Annotated in this window: 24 protein-coding genes; 10 read left to right on the top strand and 14 right to left on the bottom strand. The window is 44.6% G+C overall.

The features are described from left to right. On the top strand, positions 1-1005 hold the full coding sequence (locus tag P0G38_RS10940; protein WP_275850930.1) for a sugar kinase: 1005 nt from the start codon (positions 1-3) through the stop codon (positions 1003-1005). A 106-nt stretch (positions 1006-1111) separates the two neighbouring features. On the opposite strand, the gene P0G38_RS10935 is transcribed toward P0G38_RS10940, so the two are convergent. From P0G38_RS10935 to P0G38_RS10900, 8 genes are all read right to left on the bottom strand, one after another. Further along, the gene (locus tag P0G38_RS10935; RefSeq protein WP_010747949.1) at positions 1112-1690 is read right to left on the bottom strand and encodes a TMEM175 family protein; all 579 of its coding nucleotides are present in this window, start codon (positions 1688-1690) and stop codon (positions 1112-1114) included. 99 nt (positions 1691-1789) lie between these two features. After that, the gene (locus P0G38_RS10930; RefSeq protein WP_016610348.1) at positions 1790-2305 is read right to left on the bottom strand and encodes a TetR/AcrR family transcriptional regulator; all 516 of its coding nucleotides are present in this window, start codon (positions 2303-2305) and stop codon (positions 1790-1792) included. Positions 2306-2352: 47 nt separating this feature from the next. Continuing rightward, a complete protein-coding gene (locus tag P0G38_RS10925) occupies positions 2353-3276 on the bottom strand; it encodes a phytoene/squalene synthase family protein (protein ID WP_275850926.1) in 924 nt (307 codons plus the stop codon). After that, the gene (locus P0G38_RS10920) at positions 3266-4753 is read right to left on the bottom strand and encodes a phytoene desaturase family protein (protein WP_151195355.1); all 1488 of its coding nucleotides are present in this window, start codon (positions 4751-4753) and stop codon (positions 3266-3268) included. The genes P0G38_RS10925 and P0G38_RS10920 overlap by 11 nt, the downstream gene beginning before the upstream one ends. Then, positions 4750-5466 carry an ABC transporter ATP-binding protein gene (locus tag P0G38_RS10915; protein ID WP_005225713.1) on the bottom strand — a complete coding sequence of 239 codons (717 nt, stop codon included), beginning with the start codon at positions 5464-5466 and terminating at the stop codon, positions 4750-4752. Before P0G38_RS10915 ends, P0G38_RS10920 begins: the two co-directional genes overlap by 4 nt. An 11-nt stretch (positions 5467-5477) precedes the next feature. Continuing rightward, positions 5478-6542 (bottom strand): ABC transporter permease, encoded by a 1065-nt coding sequence (locus P0G38_RS10910; protein ID WP_275850919.1) that lies wholly within the window; start codon positions 6540-6542, stop codon positions 5478-5480. 314 nt (positions 6543-6856) lie between these two features. After that, complete coding sequence (locus P0G38_RS10905) at positions 6857-7516, bottom strand: HD domain-containing protein (protein ID WP_194185273.1); 660 nt, start codon at positions 7514-7516, stop codon at positions 6857-6859. After that, on the bottom strand, positions 7506-8429 hold the full coding sequence (locus P0G38_RS10900) for a dihydrodipicolinate synthase family protein (RefSeq protein WP_275850912.1): 924 nt from the start codon (positions 8427-8429) through the stop codon (positions 7506-7508). Before P0G38_RS10900 ends, P0G38_RS10905 begins: the two co-directional genes overlap by 11 nt. Positions 8430-8765: 336 nt before the next feature. On the opposite strand from P0G38_RS10900, the gene P0G38_RS10895 reads away from it, so the two are divergent. From P0G38_RS10895 to P0G38_RS10885, 3 genes are read left to right on the top strand one after another with little or no spacing between them, the layout of a single operon-like run. Further along, positions 8766-10598, top strand: coding sequence for a beta-glucoside-specific PTS transporter subunit IIABC (locus tag P0G38_RS10895; protein WP_275850909.1), 1833 nt, complete (start codon positions 8766-8768; stop codon positions 10596-10598). 47 nt (positions 10599-10645) lie between these two features. Continuing rightward, positions 10646-12109, top strand: coding sequence for a glycoside hydrolase family 1 protein (locus P0G38_RS10890; RefSeq protein WP_275850906.1), 1464 nt, complete (start codon positions 10646-10648; stop codon positions 12107-12109). A 20-nt stretch (positions 12110-12129) separates the two neighbouring features. Then, on the top strand, positions 12130-12978 hold the full coding sequence (locus P0G38_RS10885) for a PRD domain-containing protein (RefSeq protein WP_015509473.1): 849 nt from the start codon (positions 12130-12132) through the stop codon (positions 12976-12978). 65 nt (positions 12979-13043) lie between these two features. Here P0G38_RS10885 and P0G38_RS10880 read toward each other — a convergent pair whose 3' ends face one another. Next, complete coding sequence (locus P0G38_RS10880; protein WP_086292139.1) at positions 13044-13409, bottom strand: HIT family protein; 366 nt, start codon at positions 13407-13409, stop codon at positions 13044-13046. Positions 13410-13619: 210 nt separating this feature from the next. Here P0G38_RS10880 and P0G38_RS10875 point away from each other — a divergent pair, with 210 nt between their 5' ends. From P0G38_RS10875 to P0G38_RS10860, 4 genes are all read left to right on the top strand, one after another. After that, positions 13620-14600: an aldo/keto reductase gene (locus P0G38_RS10875; protein WP_086295029.1), complete on the top strand. Its 981-nt coding sequence runs from the start codon at positions 13620-13622 to the stop codon at positions 14598-14600. A 75-nt stretch (positions 14601-14675) separates the two neighbouring features. Then, entirely contained in the window at positions 14676-15083 is a 408-nt protein-coding gene (locus tag P0G38_RS10870; RefSeq protein ID WP_086295031.1) for a MerR family transcriptional regulator, read from the top strand. A gap of 60 nt (positions 15084-15143) precedes the next feature. Beyond that, positions 15144-15704, top strand: a complete 561-nt coding sequence (locus tag P0G38_RS10865) for an NAD(P)H-binding protein (RefSeq protein WP_275850895.1) — start codon at positions 15144-15146, stop codon at positions 15702-15704. 164 nt (positions 15705-15868) lie between these two features. Then, a complete protein-coding gene (locus P0G38_RS10860) occupies positions 15869-16492 on the top strand; it encodes a YitT family protein (protein WP_016610336.1) in 624 nt (207 codons plus the stop codon). Positions 16493-16594: 102 nt separating this feature from the next. On the opposite strand, the gene P0G38_RS10855 is transcribed toward P0G38_RS10860, so the two are convergent. From P0G38_RS10855 to P0G38_RS10840, 4 genes are read right to left on the bottom strand one after another with little or no spacing between them, the layout of a single operon-like run. After that, complete coding sequence (locus P0G38_RS10855; RefSeq protein WP_086295037.1) at positions 16595-17359, bottom strand: ABC transporter permease subunit; 765 nt, start codon at positions 17357-17359, stop codon at positions 16595-16597. Beyond that, on the bottom strand, positions 17356-18267 hold the full coding sequence (locus P0G38_RS10850; RefSeq protein ID WP_275850888.1) for an ABC transporter ATP-binding protein: 912 nt from the start codon (positions 18265-18267) through the stop codon (positions 17356-17358). Before P0G38_RS10850 ends, P0G38_RS10855 begins: the two co-directional genes overlap by 4 nt. After that, positions 18264-18491, bottom strand: a complete 228-nt coding sequence (locus P0G38_RS10845; RefSeq protein ID WP_118214950.1) for a PLDc N-terminal domain-containing protein — start codon at positions 18489-18491, stop codon at positions 18264-18266. The genes P0G38_RS10850 and P0G38_RS10845 overlap by 4 nt, the downstream gene beginning before the upstream one ends. Next, positions 18484-19674, bottom strand: coding sequence for a helix-turn-helix domain-containing protein (locus P0G38_RS10840; protein ID WP_275850883.1), 1191 nt, complete (start codon positions 19672-19674; stop codon positions 18484-18486). The genes P0G38_RS10845 and P0G38_RS10840 overlap by 8 nt, the downstream gene beginning before the upstream one ends. A 170-nt stretch (positions 19675-19844) precedes the next feature. Between P0G38_RS10840 and P0G38_RS10835 the strand changes: the two genes are divergently transcribed. Beyond that, complete coding sequence (locus P0G38_RS10835; RefSeq protein ID WP_275850880.1) at positions 19845-20996, top strand: glycerate kinase family protein; 1152 nt, start codon at positions 19845-19847, stop codon at positions 20994-20996. A gap of 75 nt (positions 20997-21071) precedes the next feature. On the opposite strand, the gene P0G38_RS10830 is transcribed toward P0G38_RS10835, so the two are convergent. Beyond that, positions 21072-21410: a RidA family protein gene (locus tag P0G38_RS10830; protein WP_010747965.1), complete on the bottom strand. Its 339-nt coding sequence runs from the start codon at positions 21408-21410 to the stop codon at positions 21072-21074. Between the two features lie 268 nt (positions 21411-21678). Here P0G38_RS10830 and P0G38_RS10825 point away from each other — a divergent pair, with 268 nt between their 5' ends. Then, positions 21679-24243: an HAD-IC family P-type ATPase gene (locus tag P0G38_RS10825; protein WP_275850876.1), complete on the top strand. Its 2565-nt coding sequence runs from the start codon at positions 21679-21681 to the stop codon at positions 24241-24243. The last annotated feature ends 13 nt before the right edge of the window (positions 24244-24256 follow it).

The raw sequence follows: 24256 nt of genomic DNA, 5'->3' as shown, positions 1-24256 counted from the left end.
ATGATGCGGATCGGTGCTTACGGTGAGGTGATGATGCGGTTGACGCCACCAGAATATCGAACATTGGAACAGACCCACTCTTTGCGGATGGATTTTACGGGAACAGGGGTCAATCTGTTAGGCAATTTGGCGCATTTTGGCTTGACAACGTCGATGCTGACACAGGTGCCAGCCAACCGATTAGGAGATACGGCAAAAGCCAGCTTGCGTTCCTATGGGATTCAAACGGCATTTGTTGGCAAAAAATATAGTCATATCGGCAGTTATTTCGCCGAGATCGGCTACGGCGCTCGTCCGACCTATGTGACGTATCAAAATCGCCATCATAGTTCCTTTGGCGTTTCAGGCCCAGAAGAATATGCTATCGATGGATTTTTAGAAACGGTCGATCTCATTCATATTTGCGGGATCTCTCTTAGTTTGACTGAGAAAACCTGGCAAACAGCTTTGACTTTGGCGAAACAGGCCCATGCCAAGCAGATTCGCGTCTGCTTTGATTTCAACTTCCGTCCAAGCTTGAATGAAGAATTAAATCGGGAGGTACTGAAACAACGGTATGAAACGATCCTACCCTATTGTGACCTAGTTTTCGGCTCTGTCCGTGACTTGGAGGAGCTATTGGCTTATCCCTTAGAGGAAACAGAAGGCGCAGAGCTTGCGTTGATCCAATCCTTTATTGACCAGTATCAACTCGAATGGTTCTGCGGGACACGGCGTCTAGCCGTGGAAGACAAGCAGTTTATCAGCGGAAGGATCATTACGGCACAAGATGCCTATGAAACGGCACCGCAGCTGCTGCAAGTATTGGATCGGATCGGGGCAGGGGATGCCTATGCTGCTGGCGTATTATTAGGCTACGCCGAAAAATGGTCACTCCAACGCACCGCTGATTTTGCTATCACGAATGCAGTATTGGCTCATACGATGCTGGGAGATGTCCCCTTAACCACCAAAGAACAAGTGGAACAAGTCTTACAGGCACCTGGGAAAGACTTGATTCGCTAGAAAAAACACTTGCGTCCTTCTCTTGATGGATGACTGCGCAAAAGTAGACCAATCGGCTGCTTTTGCGCAATCATTCACCGCTTTTAGGAGAAGGACGCAAGTGTTTTTATTGTTTTAAAAAGGTTTCTACTTTTTTCTCAGGGATCACCCACAATAATAGCACGAGACTATCCAGTGTGATGATAAATAGGGGATGGATCAGCCAGCCCAGGAGCAATGCCAGCACGTTGATAAACAACGTAAAGTAGAGTTTCTTGTATCCGCGAAACAGTTCTACGATGGCTTGATTGTCAGGATTGGCACGAACCAAGGATTTTCCAACTAGGAAATAGCTGAAATCCGTCAATAAAATGACAGCCCCATATAACAGCTGTGGGGCAAGAGCGACTGGATAACGACTGACCCATGACGTTACAAAAGGAAAGAGGGTCAGTGCCAGGATCAATAAATGATTCGCCCACAAGGTCCAACCGTCGATTTTAGACACTACTTGAAATAGATGATGGTGATTGTTCCAGTAGATCGCTAACATCACAAAGCTGATCAAATAAATAATAAATTGCTGTTCCACTCCTAAAAAAGAAGCAAAGGTATCGCCTTCGGGCTGGTGCAATTCCAATACTAATAAGGTCATTACGATCGCAATGACCGCATCGGTAAAGGCTTCGATTCGATTTTTTGACATGTACATCCATCCTTTTAATTTTCTGTTTACTGGATCAGTGTACGCGATTGTCAGAAATTCGTCGAATGATTATTCTCGGGACAAAAGCCAACGTTCCAGCTATTTCGCAATTGGCCCATTGCCTAGTGCACCGAATAAAAACAAATCGATCGCTTCTGGCATCTTGTCTTCTTTTTCTGGTGAGTCCAAATGAGCCGCCATCAGTACTAACAATTGACTGGTGACAAATTCTGGGTCGACATCCGAACGGAGATTGGAATCACTGCGACGAAACAAGTCAAGAAACGGTTCTTTATAATTTTTCCGCCAAAGCAAGTACAGTTTTTTAGAAGTGTCCTCGGAAACGGTATGCTGAATGTCGTGCATCATCATATAAAAATTGATGCGATGCCGACTTCTTAAAAAAAGAAACATGTTTAAGATTTTTTCAGAGATCGTCAAGGAAGTATCTTCAACAGTCTGATTTAATTTTCCAGAAACCTCTTGTGCCAAAGAGACCATCACTTCATAATATATGGCTTCTTTGCCTTTGAAGTGATAATAAAGATTGGGTTGGGTGATGCCGACGGCTTCTGCGATCTGTCTAGTTGAAGTTGCTTGATACCCCTGCTGCATAAACAGGTTTTCTGCGACTCGTAATATTTTTTCTCGCAAGTTCAAAGTCAGCCCTCCCAACGTTCCTGACGAAGCATTTTTTTCGCGGTAAACAAAAGTTGGATTTTCCGTTGTTTCGGTACCGCTGTTTTTTCAGCAAATACTTGATAGTTGTTTTTGCGAATCACAGTCAAGATTTCCCGATAGATCAAAGCAGCTGCTAATAGAGCTTCACGGCAATCTTCATCGATTTGCGGCATCATGACAAAAGATTCCTGATAAAGCGTCTCAGCAAGTTGCGCCTCGTGTTCCCACATCTCGATAAACTGTGGGTTTTGATTGCCAGCTGCTAAAGCCTCTCGCGAAAGGTTGTATCGCGCCAAGACCGTTTGCGGCAAATAGATGCGGCCCATCCGCAGATCCTCGCCAATATCACGTAAAATATTGGTGCGCTGCATTGCTTCACCCAATTTGATGGCGGGCTCTTGAATCGCAGCGGCTGCTTGCGAGAGAATCGGCAAGAGCATCAGACCTACACTGCCAGCTACGTAGTAACTATAGTCAGAAAGCTCTTTTTCAGAGGTGGGCTGCTGGAAGTCAAGGTCTTGTTTTTGCCCCACCAATAGGTCGAAAAAGGGTTGAAATTGCAGATCAAACTGTTGGAAAGAAAGGGTCAATGCCCGCCAAATGGCTTCATCAGGATCTTCTTCCTGGATGGCTTGCGGCAAGTCGATCGCATCGTCTGATACTTGTTTTTGCATTTCTTCCAAGCGTTTTTTCATGGCTTCGATCAACAATGGGTCTTGCTTTTCATCGACGGCATCATCGGCACGTCGACAAAAGGCGTAGACGGCATAGACGGCGCGGGCTTTGTCTTTTGGCAATTGAGAAAAGGCGGTATGAAAATTTTTCGAATGCTTTTTTATGATGGCCTCACAGTATAAAAAATCGTTGTCGTATTCATCAAAGACGCTTAATGATTTAACGGTCATCTTTTAACAACTCCTCCACAGCTAACTTGGCACTTTGCATCACGATTGGCACACCCGCTCCCGGATGCGTACTGCTGCCGCAAAAGTATAAACCTTCTGCATAATCAAATTTATTATGGGGACGATAGTAATTGCTTTGTGCCAAGGTCGGTTTCAAGCCAAACGTCGCACCGTTGTAAGCATTGAACCGATCATTGAACGTATTTGGCGTATACATTTTTTCATACACGATGTGTTCATCAATATCCGTAAAGATCGTTTTTTCTTTTAATAATCCAATGATCTGCTGGCGGTAGCTTTGGATCGTTTCATCCGTCCATTGATCAAATTTAGATAATTCAGGCACTGGGACTAAAACATAAAGACCTTCTTGACCATCAGGTGCTAAGGAAGCATCTTTCAGGGTTGGACGATACAAGTAGAAGGAAGGATCTTCTGGCAGTTTGCCAGCCTCGAAAAGATCGTCTACATTGCGTTTGAAATCATTGGCAAAATAAATGCTGTGGAGTGCGCTATCCTCATATTTTTTGTCCAGACCTAAATAAAGCAAGAAACAAGAACAAGAATAATCCATCGAAGCGATTTTTTGATTGGTGTATTTGCCGCGTTTTGATTCATCAGGAATCAAGCTTTCCATGGCATAAGGAAAATCAGCCGCACAAATCACGGCATCTGCGGTGATCGTTTCTCCATTGACACGAACGCCTTTGGTTTGCTTGTTTTCGATCAATAATTCATCGATCGGCGTATTGTAATGGATCGTACCGCCTAATTCTTGGAACAAACGTGCCATACCAGTGGCTAACGTATACATGCCGCCTTTGATGAAATAGACCCCATACATCAACTCGATCATAGGGATGATCGTATAAAGGGACGGCCCTTGGTAAGGGGAGACACCGATATACAAGGTTTGAAACGCCAATGATTTACGCAGGCGATCATCTTTGACAAATTTAGAAATGGAAGAGTAGGCGTCACTAAACGTTCGCAGCTTTAACCCTGCCCATAATGATTTGGGATTGTAAAAATCTCGCCATGTCCGAAACGACTTGGTGATGAAGGACTCTTTGGCGATCACATAGCGTTTGTAAATATCTGCTAAAAAGGCAAAATAGCCTTGAGCATCTTCTTCTGAGATCGCTTCTAGCGTTTTGGTCAATTCTACTAAGTCATTTGAGAAGGTCAGCGGTTCGTCTTGGGCAAAATACAGCTGCAGCATCGGATCGACTTTCTCCATAGGAATATAGTCATTCGGATCAACGCCAGCAAATTCAAACACTTCACGATAAATTTCAGGCATCATCACGATGGTGGGACCCACATCAAAGGTAAAGCCGTTTTCCTTGATCTGATTCATTTTGCCCCCAGGTTGCCCTTCTTTTTCGTAGAGCGTGACGTCATAGCCAAGTTTTTGCAAACGGACAGCAGCAGCTAATCCTGACACGCCCGCACCGACAACAATAATTTTTTTCATGCTTGCTCCTTCTGCGAATCATCTGATTCGGCTTCTTTTTTCGTGTGTTCTTTTTCTTCTAAAACGCCATCTTTCATGACGAGAACCCGATCACAATAATCTGTTAAACGGGTATCGTGGGTCACCATAATGGTGGCTTTTTGTTTTTCTTTGGTTTCTTTTGCTAAGATTTTGACGACTTCGACGGCTTTTTTTGAATCAAGACTCGCCGTTGGTTCATCTGCCAATATGATGGTGGGATCATGATAGAGTGCTCGGGCAATAGCCACACGCTGTCTTTCACCACCAGAAAGTTCATCGGGGTATTTGTTCTGCAGCTTTTCGATCCCAAGTTGTTCAAACAATTCAGTTGCTGATTGCTCTTGGGTTTCTTTGCTGACCTTATCCACTAATTGGAGTTGCTTTTTGACCGTCAAAAAAGGGACAAGGTTGGAAGCTTGTAAAATAAAGCCGATCTTTTTGAAACGAGTTTTTGCCCGTTGCTTTTCTTTTTGTTTACTGAAGGGTTCGTCATTGATAAACACTTCGCCTTCAGAGGGGGCTTGCAGACCACCGGCGATCGTTAGAAAGGTACTTTTCCCAGAGCCAGAAGGACCGATGATGGCGACAAATTCGCCTTTTTCTACCGAAAAGTTGGTTTCTTTCAAGGCTTCGATTGTCGCGTCCCCATCTTTAAATGATTTTTTGACTTGTTTGAATTCAATGGCACTCATGTTTTTTCCTCCTATCCGATTGCTTTCAATGGGTCGATTTTTACAATCGTTCGCACCGAGAAGAAAGCACCTAGCATCGCAATCAGAATCATCATGACACTAATACTAGCAAAGAATAATAGATTGATTTGGAATGGCACTGCCGCAGGTAACACGAGGGCGGTACCGATCGTTGCCAAACCACCGATCAAAACACCCGAGGTTGCCAATAAGAACGTTTGGGCGATCACCGAAAAAGCAATGTAGCGGCTAGAAATCCCTTGAGCTTTCATGACACCAAAAATTTCTGATTTTTGCATCGTTAGCACATAGATGAAAATTCCGATAACGATGGCAGCGATCACGATCAAGAACCCGATCATAAAGCCAAAAGTCAGCACTTGCGCGTTGTAACCAGGCAATTCATTAATAAATTTGCTGATATCCGTAGCGACCAGATCATCTGGCACTTCTTTGATTTTGCCGCGAGTCACGATCGCGTTGATACGGGCATTTTTAGAATCATCTTCTTTTTCAAAACGAATTTCTTGATAAGCACCGATCGAGGTGTAGAGGACCGGAGCGACACTGAAGCGGGCGTTATCTGTAAAACCGACGATTTTCAATTTTTTGTCACTGCCTGCTAATTTGATGGTGTCACCAATGGAAATCCCGTATTCTTCCTCAATACTGCTGTCGGCGACCGCTTCATCATCTGAAGCAAACATCTCGCCATCGGTAATATTGGGTGCTAAAAATTGATCTGGATCAATGCCGAAAAAGGTGACATCGACTTTTTCACCGTTGTCTTCTTTGGTCACAACTCCAGCGGTTTGCGCCAAAACTGCTTTTTCTGGTGCATCGACTTCATCATAAAGACTGCGAGGAAGCATCGACATGTTTAAATTATCATTTGCTTCTTCGGTCAACAAAATTTGATCTGCCTCCCATTTGTCGACCGCCATCCGATTATCTTGAGCCAACCCATAAGCTAACCCAGTTAAAAAAAAGACCAAATAGGCGATTAAAAACATGACCCCTGTGACTAGGGCGTAACGCAATTTGGAATGGCGTATTTCATTGATTGCCAAAAACATAACGATTCCTCCTAATATTTTATCACTTGATAAAATAAAAATACCATTTTTTTTATTTTCAGCAAACTATCTTGCTTACAAAGAGTAAATTCGGTGAAAAAAGGAAGGTTATTTAGAAGGGGCGTCTGTTGATTGAAGAAAACCACTTGCTGCCCTTTGATTTGAATAGACGCGTAGGAGCAGCGAAGGGGCGGGGGATTTTAGTGGAGAAAGAACGTTTAGAATAACAGTAAAAGCCCTCTGATTCAGTGCAGACACAACTGCGGCGCTGAATCAGAGGGTTCCTATTTGAAGTCTGGTGCTGGATCAAAGTGTCAATCGTCAGTTTCTTTGCTTGTAGCGATAACTAACGGCACGATTTTTTCAAAGGAGTGACGGAAGCTTTCAGGTTGTGCTAATTTTTGATAGATGATCGCCAAACCGTCTTGGTTTTTGCGATAATCCAACCAAACCTTCAGCTCACTTTGAGGACCGTATTTCTTTGAAATGTACTGATACGCTTCATGATGCAATTGTTCTAAATCTGTCAGCTGCTTTTTCTCATAAGCAAAAAGCAAGGTACGCTTGAGGATTCGCTCAAAATTTAAGTCGCGATCGGCTTCGGAAATAATTTTGCCATAAAGCGAGCGAGGCTCATAGGGCAGCGAGGCGCGATGATCTTCTACAGCTTCGCCGATCATTGAAATGACTGGAGGAGAGAAAAAGCGTGGCAACACAGCATCTTGTTCAACGATCTTGCGGGAATTGCTTTCGTGGTTTTTGCGGCCATAGAGCAAGCCGATATCATGGTAGGCAGCTACCGTATAGACGATATTCAGGTCAACGGGCAATGTTTCAGCAATTTCAAAACTATTTTGGATCACTTGGTGGACGTGCGCTGGGGAGTGACTGCTATCCAATTGGTTGTATTGCGGGATGATGGAGCTTTCAATATAGTGCTTTAGTTGTGGATCAATCGGTGCATCAATCTTCATTTGTCTGGTTCTCCTGCCTTTCATGTGCTAAATGAGGGGGAATTGAGCCAGTGCCAAACCGATCAATTGTTTCTAGACCTAGCGGCTGACGACAAAAGCCAAAGGGCTGTCCATCAATGGTGATTTGCTGCTTGAGCCACGGAAGGTAACTGATGGTATTGGTTGGATCGCCAGCAGCTGCTTGTTCCATTTTCTGCCATTCATTCGACGTAGAAATCGTTGCATCACCTTTCAATAAGCCCTGCCAAATCACCTGGATCTCCTTGGGACAAAGGTTTCCTGCCATTGATGACAGCCCGTTAAACCCTAGTGCGACCTTTTCCGCCAAGTCCGCTTCACCACCAGCATAAAAGCGAAAATCGGCAGCCGTCTTTGTTTTTAGTTGAGGCACTCGCTCCTTCCTGCCAGCTTCTTTTAAGCCGATCACCCGAGGGTTAGCGATCAGGGTCAAGAGACTTTCTGCAGATAAATCAAAGCCCGTGCGGCGGGGATTGTTGTATAAAATAACTGGTTTTTCGCAAGTATGGATCAATCCCTGAGCATAGAGGACGGCTTCCTTTTGCGTCAGGCAAAGATAAGGGGGAAAGCCTAAAACCACACCATCGATTCGGGGATTTTTGCTGATTGCTTCTGCCAACGCGAGCGTTTCATGAAATACGATGCCAGCTAAACCGAAGAGGACTTCGAAATCGGCTGCCCAGCTGGTTTCTTGCGCTAAGTCATGTAGAAGCTGTTTTTTTTCTGTTAAGGTCAATGAGTGCTGTTCACCGGTGGAGCCGCACATCAAAACCGATTTGATCCCTTGCTTTTGCAGTTGCAAGATATGAGCGATCGTCCTTTTCGTGTCAAGTCTTTCTGCATGATCAAATGCTGTTGGGACGGCAACATGCAGTGAGTGATTCAATGGAGTCATCCGATTCATCCTTTCTTGTGATACGTTTAGCCAGCGATGTTCTTCTTGCTTCTGGTGCAAGCCAAGGAAGACGAAACAACTGATTATCCACTAAGTGTAGCAAAATTCTCGTTTCAGCAAAAGGCTTAGCAAAATATTTTTAAAACGGTGGTTGCGTTTTCAAATAAAGCATGGTATTATGCAAGTAATAAAACAGGCATGTGACTGGTAATGCAGGCAGGACCTATAAAAAACATGGAAGGGATCGTTGGATTCCGTTCAATGTTTTTGTAGGTGCTGCCTGCTTTTTTCTTTGTTTGGCCAACAAAGGAAAACTAATTAAAGGAGAAGAAAATTATGAATGTAAAAGAAACGGCAACTGCCATCGTTGAGTTGATTGGCGGAAAAGAAAATATCGCACATTTGGAACATTGCTCCACACGCTTGCGCTTTACCTTAAAAGACAATAGCCTCGTACAAAAAGATGCCCTGGAAAAAGTCGATGGCGTGATTGGGGTGCGACAAAATGTTCAATGCCAAGTCATCATCGGCAATGATGTCGTTGAAGTGTATGATGAGGTTATGAACGTGTTAGGTCATGAGCTAACAGCGGATGGAGGAAGTGAAGCGAAACAAAAACAATCGTGGGGTGCGGTCCTGCTTGATTTTATTATCTCGATTTTTCAACCGTTGATTCCAGCGGTCGCCGGTGGGGGCGTCTTGAAATCCTTACTGTTACTTGCTTCTGTCACTGGATTGATGGACAATACGAGCCAGACGTATCAAATTTTGAATCTGATCGGTGGCGCACCATTGTATTTCTTACCGATTTTAGTGGCGATCACCACGGCAAATAAATTAAAGGTCAACCAATTGGTGGCGGTTTCCGCTGTCGGTGCCTTGATTTTGCCTGAACTAACGACACTATTGACAGATGGCGCAGCGTTCATGGGCTTCGGTTTACAAAATATCGCCTATGCGTCACAAGTATTTCCAGCAATTTTAACGGTTTTATTTTACGCTCAAATTGAAAAGCTGTTTACCCGAATTTCACCAAAACCGATCCGTATCTTCTTTGTTCCGATGATGAGCTTAGTTATTACGGTTCCAGTTGCTTTATTGATTTTAGGCCCATTAGGCTTTGAAGTCGGGACGATTTTTTCAGCAGCGATCATTTGGCTGTATGCCCATTTAGGTTGGGTGGCAACAGGGATCTTAGCCGCTGTTTTACCATTGATGGTGGTTACTGGTATGCACAAAGCCATGATTCCCTATGCTGTTTCGTCCATGAGTGAGATGGGGGCAGAGCTGTTATACTTGCCTGCCTCATTGGCACATAACATTGCAGAAGCTGGTGCTTGTTTTGCGGTGAGTGTTCGGACCAAAGACCAAAAACTTCGTTCAACCGCTGTTTCTGCAGGCATCTCCGCCCTTTTTGGCATCACCGAGCCTGCTTTGTATGGGGTGACGATCCTGCATAAACGAGTGCTTTACGGCGTGATGGCTTCCAGCCTAGTTGGTGGAGCGGTGGCTGGTTTGTTTGCCATCAAGGCCTTCGCATTAGTTGGCCCTGGTCTAGCAAGTATCACTATGTTCGTGGATGAAGCCAACCCGATGAATCTTGTGTGGGCATTGGTCACGTTAGGGGTATCCTTTGCTGTTTCTTTTGTCCTTGTCCTTTTCTTATTCAAAGACAAAGTGGTAGAAAACAAGACGACGGTTGCCGATCCCAAAGCCGAAGTATTGAGCAAACCAGTAGATGGGCAAGTGGTAGCTTTATCTGAAGTCAACGATGAAGTCTTTTCAAGCGGCATGATCGGAGAAGGGTTCGGGATCATTCCGACGTCTGGCGAATTGATCGCACCTGAAGATGGCGAGATCACGATGTTGTTTGAAACCAACCATGCGATCGGGTTAAAAACCCGTAATGGCGCAGAACTGCTCTTTCATATCGGCTTGGATACCGTCCAATTAGAAGGCAAACACTTTACCCCTTACGTAAAAGCGGGGGATCAAGTGAAACAAGGGCAACCGCTGATCCAATTCGATCTAGATGCCATCAAAGCAGCTGGTTTTGATCCAATCGTGATCTGTGTGGTCACCAATCAAGAAAGCTTTACGGTCAAAACGATCGAATCAACCGATGAGCAAAGCGGCCAAGGTGTCCTATCGATCGCACCGCTCGTCTAAACAAATGAGTAATGCAACAAAAACAATGTAAAAAGGGGATTGAAAAAATGACTGAAACAACTTTTCCAAAGGACTTCTTATGGGGTGGCGCTATCGCCGCAAATCAAGTAGAAGGAGGTTGGAATCTTGGCGGCAAAGGCTTGTCGGTGGCGGATGTGGCGACCTACAAACCTCATGTCGATAACAAAGATTATGCGGCGCACATGAGCGTGACCGTAGAAGCCGTCAAAGAAGCGATGGCAGATCCAACAGATACCATCTATCCAAAACGGCGAGGAATCGATTTCTATCACCGCTATCCAGAAGATTTGGCTTTGTTTGCGGAGATGGGCTTTAAAGTGTTGCGATTGTCGATTGCGTGGACCCGTTTGTTCCCAACCGGGGAAGAAACGACACCCAATCAAGAAGGGATCGCTTTTTACCGCAATGTCTTTCAAGAAATGCAGCGCTTGGGGATTAAACCGATCGTAACGTTGTCTCACTATGAAATGCCGCTAGCGCTTAGCTTGAAGTACAATGGCTGGGTGGAACGCAAAGTGATCGATGACTTTGTCCGCTTTGCAACCGTCTGTTTCGAAGAATTTGGGGAGTATGTGGAGTATTGGCTGACCTTTAACGAAATCGACAGTATCCATCGTCATCCCTTTACAACAGCAGGCATCATTCCAGAACAATCAGAAGCAGGCAAAGAAGAGCAAGACGTATATCAAGCGCTCCATCACCAATTTGTTGCCAGCTCATTAGTGACCAAAATCGCTCATGAGAAAAACCAAAACAATAAAGTTGGCTGTATGTTAACGAAACTAATGACGTATCCATTGACTTGTGACCCATTGGATGTTGAATTGACCTTAAAGAAAAACTTGGAAAATGATTTTTATGCGGACGTTCAAGTCAAAGGGGCTTATCCGCGAATGATTGAAAAAGATCTGGAAAAACGCGGCATCAAGATTGAAATGGCACCAGAAGACCGCCAAATCTTAAAAGATCACACCGTTGATTTTCTTTCCTTTAGTTATTATATGTCTATGGCCGAATCAGGTGATCCAAATGCCGAACGGACACCGGGCAATACGGTTTTAGGAGTAAAAAATCCCAAGCTGCCATCAACTGAATGGGGCTGGCAGATCGATCCTAAAGGCTTGAAAATCTCCTTGCTTTCATTGTATGATCGGTATCAAGTGCCATTAATGATCGTTGAAAATGGTATGGGCGCCGTGGATGTCCTTGAAGACGGCCAAGTGCATGATCCGTATCGGGTCGATTATTTCAAGGCACACTTCAAACAAATGAAGGAAGCCATCGATGAAGGGGTCGATTTGATTGGTTATACTTCTTGGGCACCGATCGATCTGGTCAGTGCTGGGACGTCACAAGTGACGAAACGCTATGGCTTCATTTATGTGGATGCCGATGATGAAGGAAACGGCAGTTATGACCGTTTGAAAAAAGATTCCTTCGACTGGTACAAAGAAGTGATCGCCACCAATGGCGCAAGTTTGGCAGAATAAACAGTGAGGAGCGAGAGTGCATGATTTACATCAAGAAAGTCTTAAATTCAAGTGTCGTACTTGTTGATAAGGAAGGCCAAGAAATGATTGCACTTGGGAAAGGCATCGGCTATGGAAAGAAAGTCGGCGACAGCATAGCCGATACCCAGATCGATCAAGTTTTTCTGCCAATCGATGAAAAAAAATCAGGTCAGTTTGCCGATTTAGTGGATGAGATTCCGTTGTACTATTTTGAAATGACCAAAGAAATCGTCCAGCTGGCGCAAAAAATGCTGCCATATCCGCTAAATTCAACGATTTACCTCACCTTATCGGATCACTTGCACTTTGCTGTAGAACGTCAGCAAAAAGGCTTGAGTGTGACGAATCGGCTCTATTGGGAAATCAAAAATTACTATACAGATGAATTTCGAGCCGCCGAACAGGCACTACGCTTGTTGAAAGAGAAGTATCAAATTGAGCTGCCAGAAGAAGAAGCCTCCAATATCGCGTTTCATTTGATCAATGCCCAGTCGAACACCGAGGAAAATCAAGATGGGTTGAAAAAGGCCAAATTGATCGGGTTGATCGTCAATATGGTGCGCTACTCGATCCAGCAAGACGTCAACACCAATTCGATCCATTACAATCGCTTTATCACCCACGTGCGTTTCTTCGTTGACCGATTCTTTTTGGATGGGCTGCTGCAAGAAGAAGATGAAGGACTATACCGTCAAATGTGGGCTCTTTATCCGAATGCTATGGAGATTGCGACAAAAGTCAAAGCCTATATCGATAAAGAATACCAAACGAAGATCCCTGTCAATGAAATCGTCTATCTAGGCGTTCATATCAATCGATTGATGAATCATTCAGCAATCAATTCCTAAGCGTCCTCATTTTAACAAACATAAACAAGCCGTTTCCCTTTGCTGGAGAAACGGCTTGTTTGTGTTTAGTAGGCTTGCTTGTTAGGAATCACGCCTCGAACGCCGCCGTTTGGCTGCTCCACGTCGCCTTGGTAGCGTGGGATCAAATGACAATGGCAATGAAAGATCGTCTGTCCAGCAGCCTCCCCGCAATTGAAGCCGATGTTGAAGCCGTCTGGTCGATAGGTTTCCAATAAATAAGCTTTGCCTTCCTGCAACAAAGCCTGCAAGTCTTGTAATTCCTCTTGGGTGAGAGCAAAATAATCCCTGCGATGCGCTTTGGGGATCAATAGCAAGTGTCCAGGGGTGACGGGGTACTTATCAGCGATCGCATAAAAGCGTTCGTTTTCAATGATCGCATGTTTTGAGGCAGTACAAAAAATACAAGTCAAAATCTTTCGCTCCTTTTTCTCGGCTAGATAGCGTATCAATACTTATCTTTAGTGTACCAAAAGCTGATTTGAAATGAAACGCACGACAAAAAGCATGTCCTTTTGAGTCAATTGACAGTAAAATAAAAAAAAGTTTATAGATTCGCTTGACTTAGAGTGCACTTCAACCTGTATGCTTAGTGTAACTTAAAAAAACAGGAGGACGTACAAATGGACTATGTAAAATTTGGCAATACAGGACTTGATGTGTCACCTTTGTGTTTAGGGACAATGGGATTTGGCGATCCCAACAGCGGGTTTCATGAGTGGGTGTTAGAAGAAGACGACAGTCGTGAAGTCATCAAAAAAGCCTTGGATCTGGGCATCAACTTTTTTGATACGGCAAATGTCTATTCTTATGGAGCGAGCGAAGAAATCGTCGGTCGAGCATTGAATGATTTTGCACCCCGGGATGAGATCGTGGTTGCCACAAAACTATATTCTAAAATGAAACAGCGACCTAACAGTGGAGGCTTATCCCGAAAAGCGATTTTTTATCAAGTCGAACAAAGCTTAAAACGCCTGCAAATGGACTACATTGATCTGTATATCATCCATCGTTGGGATTACCACACGCCAATTGAAGAAACCATGAAGGCATTACATGATTTGGTAGTTTCTGGAAAAGTACGCTATATCGGCGCATCTGCGATGTACGCTTGGCAATTTGCCAAAGCACAAGCAGTCGCCGAAAAAAATGGCTGGACCAAATTTGTTTCGATGCAAAATCACTTGAACTTGCTTTATCGAGAAGAAGAGCGGGAAATGATGCCCTTGTGTGCCGATCAAAAAATTGCCGTGACGCCATATAGCCCATTGGCTGCTGGACGGTTAACAAGAGATTGGGGTGCAGAGACCAAACGGTACTTAACGGATAAAACCGCCAATCAAAAGTACGACAAAACGATGGAACAAGACCGAGAGATCGTGGCGCGGGTCGCACAGATCGCTGACAAACACCAAAGCAAACGGGCGCAAATCGCCTTGGCATGGTTATTACAAAAAGAACAAGTGGTCGCACCAATTATCGGCGCAACAAAAGAAAGCTATTTATTAGATGCATTACCTGCCCTTGATCTAAAGCTGACTGCCGAAGAGATTGCGTATTTGGAAGAGCCATACTTGCCTCATGCAGTGGTAGGAGCGGAATAACGAGTAACAAAAGGGCTTCTGGCTCGTAGCATACAAAACGATCTAGGAAAAAATGCAAAACAAGGAAGTGAAGCCATGAATATCAAAAAAGTCAGTGAACTGAGCGGTGTCTCAGCTGATACCATCCGTTACTATGAAAAAATTGGGCTGATCCCGGCGGTCAAACGCAATAAAAACGGCGTTCGTGAATTTGATGATGACGACTTAAAATGGATCACCTTTACTAGGCAAATGCGCAACGCTGGACTATCGATTGATGGCCTGAGTCATTACCTAGCTTTATTTGAAGAAGGGCGTGGGACGGTTCCTGAGCGCAAGCAGCTGTTAGCCGAACAAATTGCAGTTTTGCGGGAGAAAATCTCAGATATGACGGAAGCTGTTGAACGTTTAGAATACAAATTGGAACATTACGACGAGCATGTTCTGCCGACTGAAGAACGACTGCGTCAACGCAAAGCCAATCTCATCAACCAGACTTTATGACAAGCCATTTTTTCTACTCAAAGAACGAGGCTTGAATTTTTCAAAAATGAAAGGGAGCTTATGAAACGACTTGCGATTTTAGGTGCTGCTGGCACGATCGGTCAGCGATCACGGCAAAAACTTTTGGAAAGAACCAATCGACCACTCGTACTCTATGCCCGCCGTGCAACGGAGCGTTTGCATGAGATCGATGCTGCGCGTGAGACGATCATTGATGGTGACTTTCTCGATTTAGGACGACTCGTTCGGGCATTGCAAGGCTGCCAGTCGGTTTTTTTGACGGATATCCATGATCCTCGAGCAACGCTGCGGGTGATCGAGGCAATGAAATTAGCAGAGGTCAACCAATTGATCAGTGTCGCACCCGAAAAAAGACTTTGTACATCGGAGGCATTGAAGCAATTGGCAAACTTAACAGCGCCTTTTCTTGCCCCTGAAAAGCATCAGCTGCTCTTGCAGCAAAAAAATCGCTTGATGTCCTACCAATTGATTGTAGGCTCAGAGTTGGCTGTTCGCTTTGTTCATTTGCCATCAATGGAAGAATGTATGTTACAGCCAGGGGGATGGCAAGAAGCAGTCGCAGAAGAAATGCTTGCGATGTATCACTGCTATACAGCCTAAAGCCTGTGCATTTGTGATGAAAACCAACATGCTTTCTTGAAGTTCAGAATCATTTTTTTCATGTTTTCATGAAAAAAATGGTTCTTTCTTTTGAGCTTTTTTTGATAGAATAGACAGAAGCTTTTATCCATAAAATTAGTTGCCAGATTGAAAGGAGAACGTTGATGGAATCACTTATCAAAAAAAATCTTGCTTTATTGCTTGGGGTGCTGTGGATCTGCATCGCATTAAACTTTTTCCTTTTGCCTCACAGTATTGCTTCTGCTGGTGTCGGGTCGATCGGCTACCTGATCGAAACCGGCTGGTCGATCAATCGTCATATCGTTGTCTGGGGGATTAATTTATTGATGCTGGCGTTGGCATTTTTGCTTTTAAAGCGAGAGGTCTTTGTCAATACGGTTATCGGCAGTCTGGCATTTCCCGTTCTTCTGGCGCTTTTACCAGAGATCATGCTCTTGCGTTTTTATTCTGTTTCCTTGATTTTAGGTAGTTTCTTCTTTAGCTTCGGTATTTTTTCACTTTATAAAATCGGTGCTTCCAATGGTGGGGTCACGATTCCGCCGCTGATTTTGGAAAAATACTATGGCATTCGAAAGTCTAGTGGTGTCTTCTTAACCAATCTGATCATCATCTTGTTGAATCTCCTGATTTTTTCTTGGCAAGAAGCCCTCATTTCCGCTTTCTCTATCTATTTGATTGCCTTTTTCATGCGCTTCTTTATGCGGATCGAGCAAAAAACACAGGCAAAAAAAGCAGTGAACGTTCAAGAAACAGCAGAACTAGAATAAACTAGCAGAAGCAAACCATCGGTGCAACAGGTAGTGACCCCCAAGAGTTAGACGAAACGTCTACCTATAGGAGGTCAGTACAACATTTGCACCGATGGTTTTTTAATAGTTTCTTTTTCTCAAAACAGCAATAGCCCCCGCTAGGCAGCTGATGATCAATAAGCAACTCAGCAGCAGCGCTGGCAGCAGTTCCCCTAGTTTGATTTGGTCGGTTAAGTAGTTAGGAAATTGGCTGGAAAGGGAATAAGGATTCCAGTTTGTTACTTGACTCCATAGGTTGCCTAACATGCCCATCAGATAACAGACGCCAATAAACAACAAACCTTGATAGATACTTTTAGCAAAGCTGGAACCTAGCAGCAGGATGCTGATTGCTAGTAAACCAAACAGCCAATAGCTGAACAATGCGCTAGGGACTTGAGCAGCGCTGGAATCATCGAAATAAATCATCGTATAAAAAGCACTGACACTGGCACTTAGGAGGTAACTCAAAGACCACAGAATCGTTAAATAGCCAGCTTTGGCACAGACGATCGTCGTTTTCGGTAATCCTTTCGTAATCAGCTGAATAAAGGTACCCTGATTTATTTCGGCTGACAGCGTATCGGTAAAAAGAATCACAAATACTAGCAGACCAATCGTGCCGATGTTGCTGTAAAACTGAAGCCACGCATCGATCGATGTCGGATCAGCAATCGTGATTTCAATCGATTCTGGCATCATGCTGGCCATCAAATCGGGCATGATTTTCGCGGTAAAGGGAGAGAGCATACCAATCAGCGCAAACAGAATCAAACAAATCAGCAGTTTTTTGCTGCGAAGACCACCGAGAAATTCTTTCTTTAAGAAAACAAGAAACACCTTCATTTGATCATCTCCAAATAAATCGCCTCTAAAGTCGGTTCGATCCGTTGAAAGGATTCAGGTACTATCTGTTGTTCATTGAGCAATCGCAGCAACTGCTTTCCAACATCTGTGTCGGCAGTTTCGTCGATCAGTAATTGATTGTTCTTTCTTTCTGCCGCAATGCCGTGGGATGCTAACAGATTGGCAAATATCGAATGGTCACCTTCGTTGGTAAAGACAATCCCAAAGGCGGTTTTTCGATAACGTTTTTTTAAGGAATCCATCGGTTCAAACGCCTGGATCTGGCCTTTGTGCAAAATCGCAATGTAATCTGACAGCTGTTCGACATCTGCGAGAATATGGGATGAAAAAAGAACTGTCGTTTCTTCTTTGATTTTAGCCAATACATCAAGAAAGGCCTTGCGACCTAAAGGATCGAGTGCAGAGGTCGGCTCATCACAAATCAAGATAGCTGGTCGGTTGATCAATGCTTGAGCTAATCCAAGACGCTGCTTCATGCCTCGAGAAAAGCCAGCGATTTTTTGTTTCGAAGCTTCCAGGCCTACCAACGCTAAAACTTCCATCACCCGCTGAGGCTGAAAAGGTTCTTGATTGGGCTGGATCTTTCCGCAAAAAGTCAAATATTCTACAGCTGTCATAAACGAGTAAAACTGCGGTACATCTGGTAAATAGCCGATCCAGCGATTGGTCTTGGCTGAGCCGAATTGCACCACTTCGCCGCAAACGGTGATTTCGCCTTCATCAATGGGGAGCAATCCTAAAATCGCCTTCATGGTCGTTGTTTTGCCAGCGCCGTTTTCCCCGACAAACCCCACGACGCTGCCCTTTGGAACCGAAAAGGTTAGGTCTTGCAGCACTTGTTTGCGCCCAAAACGCTTGGATAAATGGTTGATCTCGATCATCTTCATTGTTGGCCCTCTTTTCCGAAAGCAAAATAAAGGATAGGACCGATCAGGCTAACAAAACAGGCAATGAAAAGCCAAAGAATGCGGGAGCCGAATTTAAACTGTTCTTGTTTTAAAATATCGCGAACCGCCAAGACGATCAAGACCAATTGCAAAACAATCAAGGGGATCAGTACGGGCAAATAATCAGACATATTTTCTGGTATATTTAGTGAAACACTATTCATGTGAAGCCCTCCTTTGTGGCTCATTTTCTTGTTCGGACAGTTTTTGCAGCTGCTGAAATAATTCTTTAAATGGCGGTTTTTCTTGATACGGTTCGAAAAATGGTGTCAACTGTGCTAACTCAAGAAATTGTTTTTTGACACTGCTGGAGTCTCGAGGGAGCTGACTGCCTAATTCTAATTCGCTGATCCACTCATCGATATCGTGAAAATAATCATCCCCTTTTAAAACGATTTCTTCAGGTGTTGTTGCTATTGTTTTGACGTACTTTGCTAATGCATCTGCTAGTAAGTCCTCTTTTCCTAAAGCTGCAAACGAAACCATTCCAGCGGCTAAAAAGTTCAGTAAAGAAATAGGATGCAGCTGGGCCAGTTGGAAGCTCTCGCTGAGTGCCAGTCCACGTGCAAAGGTTTTTTCCAGTTGCTCCTCGTCTTGTGTGAGCATTGCCAAATAATTTGTCAGTAAGCTCATAAAAAGAATCAAGTATTGGTAAATCGCACTTTGCGTCACGATCTCAGCTTGTTGCAACTGATTTTTTTGCTGAAATGCGGCAGCAATCAGTGGTTCGCTAGGTAATAAAGTCGGCGTTTTCGTGCCAAGGATCGCCAAGACCTCATCGGGCTTGTTTCTCATCAACAGACAATAAGCTTCGATTTGTTGCGCTTGTTGTGCCAACGCATTGTCACCATGCGCAATGATCCGTTGATAAAGGATTTCTGCTTCTTTCAAATAGGTAGTTTTCTTCGCTTCCATCAAGGCTTCTTCAGTGGGGTGCCCTTCTGTGCTATCTGCTACGGGGACATCCGGCAGCAGATCCCAATGATTCAAGTAAAAGGCCCCCATTTGTAATAAGAACGGGTAACAAGAGTAATAGCGTTTGATAAAACTTTGTGCCAGCGCGAGGACTTCGCTTGGTGTTTTTGTTTGAAAGGCGTCTTTTAGTAATTGGTAGATTCGCTGGATCTCTTTAGGGGATAGCTGCGAGTCCAAAATCAATAATTCATCGACGCTGCAATCAAAATACGCTGCTAATAAGGGTAGCGAGGTGATATCTGGATAAGACTGTCCCGTTTCCCATTTCGAAACGGATGCTTTGGACACATTCATAAACACTGCTAATTCTTGCTGGGTAATACCTCGTTGTTTTCTTCTCCGAGCGATTTCCTCGCCAATTGGTAAGTCCATAGTGCACCTCCGATAGGTTTGTTTGGTATACTTCTATCATAAGAGGAGAAGAGATGACTTACAATGGATTGCTAGTTAATTTTTGGTTGATTTAATTAACTACAAGTTGATTATAAGGCGAAGTATTCCAACTTTTGGGAAAGAGATGATCGTAAATGAGAGGTAGAAAAATGAAAGTTGTAGCAGCGATCGATTCCTTCAAAGGAAGTGCCACTTCCGCAGAACTAAATCAAGCGGTCTTAAGCGGGTTTTCAGACCAGTGGGAAACACGCAGTATCCCAATCGCTGATGGGGGAGAAGGGTCAATGGCAGCAGTCATTGCTGCGCTGGGAGGCAATTACGAAACGGTTTCAGTGACCGCTCCATTAGGCGGTAAGTTGCAAGCCCGTATGTTGGTCACAAAAATCAAGGAAGAAAAAATTGCCCTGATTGAATCTGCAGAAGTGATTGGGTTGCAACTCGTGGAACCTAGTGACGAGACCACCCGCAATAGCTCTTCTTTTGGTTTAGGCCAAATGGTCTTAGCAGCTTGCAGGCAAGGTGTGAAAAAAATTTACCTGACCCTTGGCGGTAGCGGCACTTCTGATGGGGGCGTAGGCTTTTTACTTGCGCTAGGAGCAACCATTCAAAGAAACGAGCGAATGGAAAACAATCCTTTGCTGCAGGCAGAATCTCTGGCGCTCAGCCAGTTGAACCCTCTGCTGGCACAAATTGACCTGTTTGCTTTAGCCGATGTAACAAATCCCTATTTTGGCAATCAGGGATTTGCGCCAGTTTTTGGTCCGCAAAAAGGGGCATCAAAAGAAACGATCCAGCAGTTGGATCAGCAGGCAAAGCGCTTGGCTGAGCACATCAAGCGGACCACGGGGATCGATCTGGAAGTCCCTGGTGCTGGTGCGGCAGGTGGGCTTGGTGGTGCTGTTCGTTTGGCAGGTGGTCAATTGGTTCCTGGCTTTGCGACGATCGCTTCATTGGTTGGATTTGAGGAAAAAATCAAAGAAGCAGATTTGTTGATCACGGGTGAAGGACGCATCGATGGGCAAACCGCTGGGGGAAAAGTACCCTATGGCGTCGCGTTGCTCGCCCACAAACATCAGGTCCCGGTTGTTGCCATCTGCGGCTCCCGAAGCGACAATCTAGGAAAACTGCCGCAACTACTATCTGCCGTCTTTTGTATCCAGCAAGGTCCGATTTCGTTGACAGAAGCGATGGAGAAAAAGCGAACCTTAGTGAATGCTCAACAGACTGCTCAAGCCATCGCTAGTTTTGTGGAGCAGTGGCAAAAAAAGACTGAATCAGACACTTCAGATAGGACTGAATAAGAAGATAACACCAAAAAAACTTCGTATTGGCTACTGCCTTTTGTACGAAGTTTTTTTGGGTGTTTTTCTCTGTGCTTAAGCCATGGTAGCTTGTGCTTCAATCTCTACTTTAAATTCAGGGGCAACCAAGCCGGCAACGATGACGAGACTCATGGCTGGTTTGTTTTCTGCCAAAATAGTTGTAAACGCCGTACGGACAGCAGCTAAGTAGGCAGCATCTGTTAAAAAGACGGTCATTTTGACCACTGATGACCAGGACAGTTGATTGGCTGATAGAAGCTGTTCGATCTTTTTCAAAACGATGGTTGTTTGCTCTTGCGGGTCCTCAGGTGTGGCTCCGTCTTGCGACGGCGTTTGACCAGAAATGAAAAGAAAAGGTCCTTGAGCGATTTTTGTATCGGTATAGATTGCCATTTGTTTGGCTCCTTTCGTCTATCTTGCCTTTGGATGATGGGACAGATAGCAATTGATTGGGTGTGTCCTAGTTTACTTGATTCCACCTGCAAAAACAATCAACGGACGTTTTCAGTTGGTTGTGTGAACCCACGCGAGCAAGCCGCTCTTCCCCTTTAATCAAAGCACTCATTTTTTTCAGGCTCCGCTGAAATTATCGCCAGAATTTTATGGTTTCAATGTCTTATACTATGTTCAGATCAAATAAATAAACAAGGAGGAAAAAAATATGAATTGGTACAAAAACACAACAGAAGAACTATTACACACGTTGCAAACAACACGGCAGGGCCTTTCCTCCGAAGAACGCAACCAGCGTTTAGCAAAGCAAGGTGAAAATAAAATTACTGAGGCAGCGCAGATCCCCACATGGAAGAAAGTCGGCAAGCACTTTACCGACTTACTGATGTTGGTCTTGATCGTCGCAGCCGTCTTAAAAGGGATTTCTGGTGATTATATCGAAAGCGGCATTATTATGGCGGTCGTCGTCATCAATGGATTCGTCGGCTACTGGCAAGAGCGCAAAGCCCAAGAATCACTGGATGGATTGAAGCAGTTCATGGGGCAAGAAGCAACGATTTATGTTCACGGCCGCAAGAAGAAAATTGCTGTTTCTTCCTTAGTAAATGGAGATTTAGTCGTTTTAGGACCAGGAGATGTTGTACCAGCAGATATGCGCTTGATCGAAACCCATGATCTTGTGATTGAAGAGTCGATTTTAACTGGCGAATCTGAGCCTGTTCAAAAAATGACCGAGCCTATTACTCAAGAAAGTACGATTGGTGACCAGCGGAACATGGCTTTTTCTGGTACCCATGTAGAAAGCGGAACTGCCAGCGGGATCGTCGTTGAAACAGGCGACGATACACAAATCGGCCAGATCAATCAAGCAATTCAGTCTGTGAAAGCGCAAGAAACCCCGTTGATCAAAAAAATGAAGCAATTGAATCACCAAATCTTTAAAGGCATTATCGGATTAGTGATTTTCTTGATCTTCTTTACTACCTTCCGCTACGGCTTTGATCTTGATCTCTTGTTCTCATCAGGTATCGCCTTAGTGGTAGCGATGATTCCTGAGGGTTTGCCAGCCGTGCTGACCATGATTTTATCGATGGGTGTCAAGGAAATGTCTGAGGAGCAAGCAATCATCAAAACGATGCCATCAGTGGAGACACTAGGTGCCATGACGGTGATTTGTTCAGACAAAACAGGAACCTTGACCAAAAATGAAATGACGGTCGTCGATGTTTTAGTTGAGTCAAACGTGGATAAAGCAACGGTGCTTGATATCATGGCAAATTGTCAAGACTTGAAGCAAGATGAAGGACAAAAGGCTGCGGATCTCGTTGGGAACCCAACCGAAAAAGCCTTGTTACAATACGCAGAATCAGCGCAGCAACCATTGCGTAAAACAGTCGATAAGATTCCTTTTAGTTCCTCTTACAAGTACATGGCAACACGCCATCAAAATCAAGAAGAGCCGAATGCCTCGGTAGTGTTTGTCAAAGGTGCGCCCGAAGTGTTGCTTGAGAAAAGCCAACTGACTTCAGATCAAAAGCAATGGTGGTTAGATGAAAGTGCAAAATTAGCAGCGAAAGGGCAGCGGCTGATCGGCTTTGCGCATCTGACGCTGTCGGCACAGGAGTCCTTGTCCCACGAAGGGCTAACCAATTTAACCTTTGTCGGGATCGCTGGTATCATTGATCCTCCGAAAGACAGTGCCATCAAAGCGGTAAAAGAGTGCTTGCAAGCGGGCATCCAAGTCAAAATGATCACAGGAGACCATGGCAAGACTGCTCAAGCCATCGGCAAGCAAATTGGCTTGAAGCACACGAATCACGTGTTGGAAGGGTTAGAAATCGATCTGCTGTCGGAGGAAGAATTGCAGCAAGCAGTCCAAAAGACAGACATCTTTGCTCGAACGACCCCTGAGCATAAATTACGGATCGTTAGTGCTTTGCAGGCGAATGAAGAGATCGTCGGAATGACCGGTGATGGCGTAAACGATGCACCAGCGCTGAAAAAAGCCGATATTGGGATCGCTATGGGGATCAAAGGCAGTGAAGTAACCAAGCAAGCAGCCGATATGGTTTTGGCAGACGATAATTTTCATACGATCGCCAATGCCGTCCGAGTGGGTCGTCGAATCTACGATAATTTGAAGAAAACAATCAACTTCTTCTTACCAACTGCGGTTGCCCAAGGATTGATCGTTATTGCGGCACTCTTGTTGAACCGACCACTGCCACTGACACCTGTCCAAATTTTATGGGTAAATATGGTGACAACCATCACGCTTTCTTACGCACTCGGTTTTGAAAAGGCAAGTGCGGATGTCATGAATCGACCACCACGGCCAATCAAAGAAGGCATCTTATCTTGGTACAGCTTGTTCCGCATCTTCTACGTCTCGCTGTTGATCATGATTCCTTCTTACGTCTTAGCGGTTCAATTTGAGGGAACTGTCCTTCAGCAAAGTATGCTGCTGCAAAGTATCGTCTTTGCCCAAGCGGTCTACTTGTTGAACTGTCGGGAGCTGGTCAAGCCAGCCTTGAATCGCCAACTGTTTGCCAACCGAGCGCTATTAGTTTCTCTTTCACTGCTGATCGTATTACAGGCAGCGATTTTCCTAACCCCTCTAGGACACCATCTTTTAGGGATCGGTTCTTTGACCTTGATGCAGCAGTTGAGTATCGCTGCTAACGGCGCACTCCTTTTCGCAGTCGTTGAGGGTGAGAAATTTATTACGAATAAGCTGCAAGGACGGCAAAAAGCCGCTCCAGTGAAGCAGTAGCGGCAGCTTGATG

The organism is Enterococcus casseliflavus (assembly GCF_029215545.1).
In the GTDB taxonomy this organism is placed as follows: domain Bacteria; phylum Bacillota; class Bacilli; order Lactobacillales; family Enterococcaceae; genus Enterococcus_D; species Enterococcus_D casseliflavus.
This window is presented reverse-complemented; position numbering and strand designations above follow the sequence as displayed.

Bases quoted from the DNA above. Each gene is read 5' to 3' on its own strand.
- P0G38_RS10885 (WP_015509473.1), top strand. From the start codon at position 12,130: ATGATTTACATCAAGAAAGTCTTAAATTCAAGTGTCGTACTTGTTGAT.
- P0G38_RS10835 (WP_275850880.1), top strand. From the start codon at position 19,845: ATGAAAGTTGTAGCAGCGATCGATTCCTTCAAAGGAAGTGCCACTTCC.
- P0G38_RS10860 (WP_016610336.1), top strand. From the start codon at position 15,869: ATGGAATCACTTATCAAAAAAAATCTTGCTTTATTGCTTGGGGTGCTG.
- P0G38_RS10870 (WP_086295031.1), top strand. From the start codon at position 14,676: ATGAATATCAAAAAAGTCAGTGAACTGAGCGGTGTCTCAGCTGATACC.
- P0G38_RS10850 (WP_275850888.1), bottom strand. From the start codon at position 18,267: ATGAAGATGATCGAGATCAACCATTTATCCAAGCGTTTTGGGCGCAAA.
- P0G38_RS10910 (WP_275850919.1), bottom strand. From the start codon at position 6,542: ATGTTTTTGGCAATCAATGAAATACGCCATTCCAAATTGCGTTACGCC.
- P0G38_RS10875 (WP_086295029.1), top strand. From the start codon at position 13,620: ATGGACTATGTAAAATTTGGCAATACAGGACTTGATGTGTCACCTTTG.
- P0G38_RS10920 (WP_151195355.1), bottom strand. From the start codon at position 4,753: ATGAAAAAAATTATTGTTGTCGGTGCGGGCGTGTCAGGATTAGCTGCT.
- P0G38_RS10840 (WP_275850883.1), bottom strand. From the start codon at position 19,674: ATGGACTTACCAATTGGCGAGGAAATCGCTCGGAGAAGAAAACAACGA.
- P0G38_RS10940 (WP_275850930.1), top strand. From the start codon at position 1: ATGATGCGGATCGGTGCTTACGGTGAGGTGATGATGCGGTTGACGCCA.
- P0G38_RS10915 (WP_005225713.1), bottom strand. From the start codon at position 5,466: ATGAGTGCCATTGAATTCAAACAAGTCAAAAAATCATTTAAAGATGGG.
- P0G38_RS10935 (WP_010747949.1), bottom strand. From the start codon at position 1,690: ATGTCAAAAAATCGAATCGAAGCCTTTACCGATGCGGTCATTGCGATC.
- P0G38_RS10930 (WP_016610348.1), bottom strand. From the start codon at position 2,305: ATGCAGCAGGGGTATCAAGCAACTTCAACTAGACAGATCGCAGAAGCC.
- P0G38_RS10845 (WP_118214950.1), bottom strand. From the start codon at position 18,491: ATGAATAGTGTTTCACTAAATATACCAGAAAATATGTCTGATTATTTG.
- P0G38_RS10900 (WP_275850912.1), bottom strand. From the start codon at position 8,429: ATGACTCCATTGAATCACTCACTGCATGTTGCCGTCCCAACAGCATTT.
- P0G38_RS10830 (WP_010747965.1), bottom strand. From the start codon at position 21,410: ATGGCAATCTATACCGATACAAAAATCGCTCAAGGACCTTTTCTTTTC.
- P0G38_RS10825 (WP_275850876.1), top strand. From the start codon at position 21,679: ATGAATTGGTACAAAAACACAACAGAAGAACTATTACACACGTTGCAA.
- P0G38_RS10855 (WP_086295037.1), bottom strand. From the start codon at position 17,359: ATGAAGGTGTTTCTTGTTTTCTTAAAGAAAGAATTTCTCGGTGGTCTT.
- P0G38_RS10890 (WP_275850906.1), top strand. From the start codon at position 10,646: ATGACTGAAACAACTTTTCCAAAGGACTTCTTATGGGGTGGCGCTATC.
- P0G38_RS10925 (WP_275850926.1), bottom strand. From the start codon at position 3,276: ATGACCGTTAAATCATTAAGCGTCTTTGATGAATACGACAACGATTTT.
- P0G38_RS10895 (WP_275850909.1), top strand. From the start codon at position 8,766: ATGAATGTAAAAGAAACGGCAACTGCCATCGTTGAGTTGATTGGCGGA.
- P0G38_RS10905 (WP_194185273.1), bottom strand. From the start codon at position 7,516: ATGAAGATTGATGCACCGATTGATCCACAACTAAAGCACTATATTGAA.
- P0G38_RS10865 (WP_275850895.1), top strand. From the start codon at position 15,144: ATGAAACGACTTGCGATTTTAGGTGCTGCTGGCACGATCGGTCAGCGA.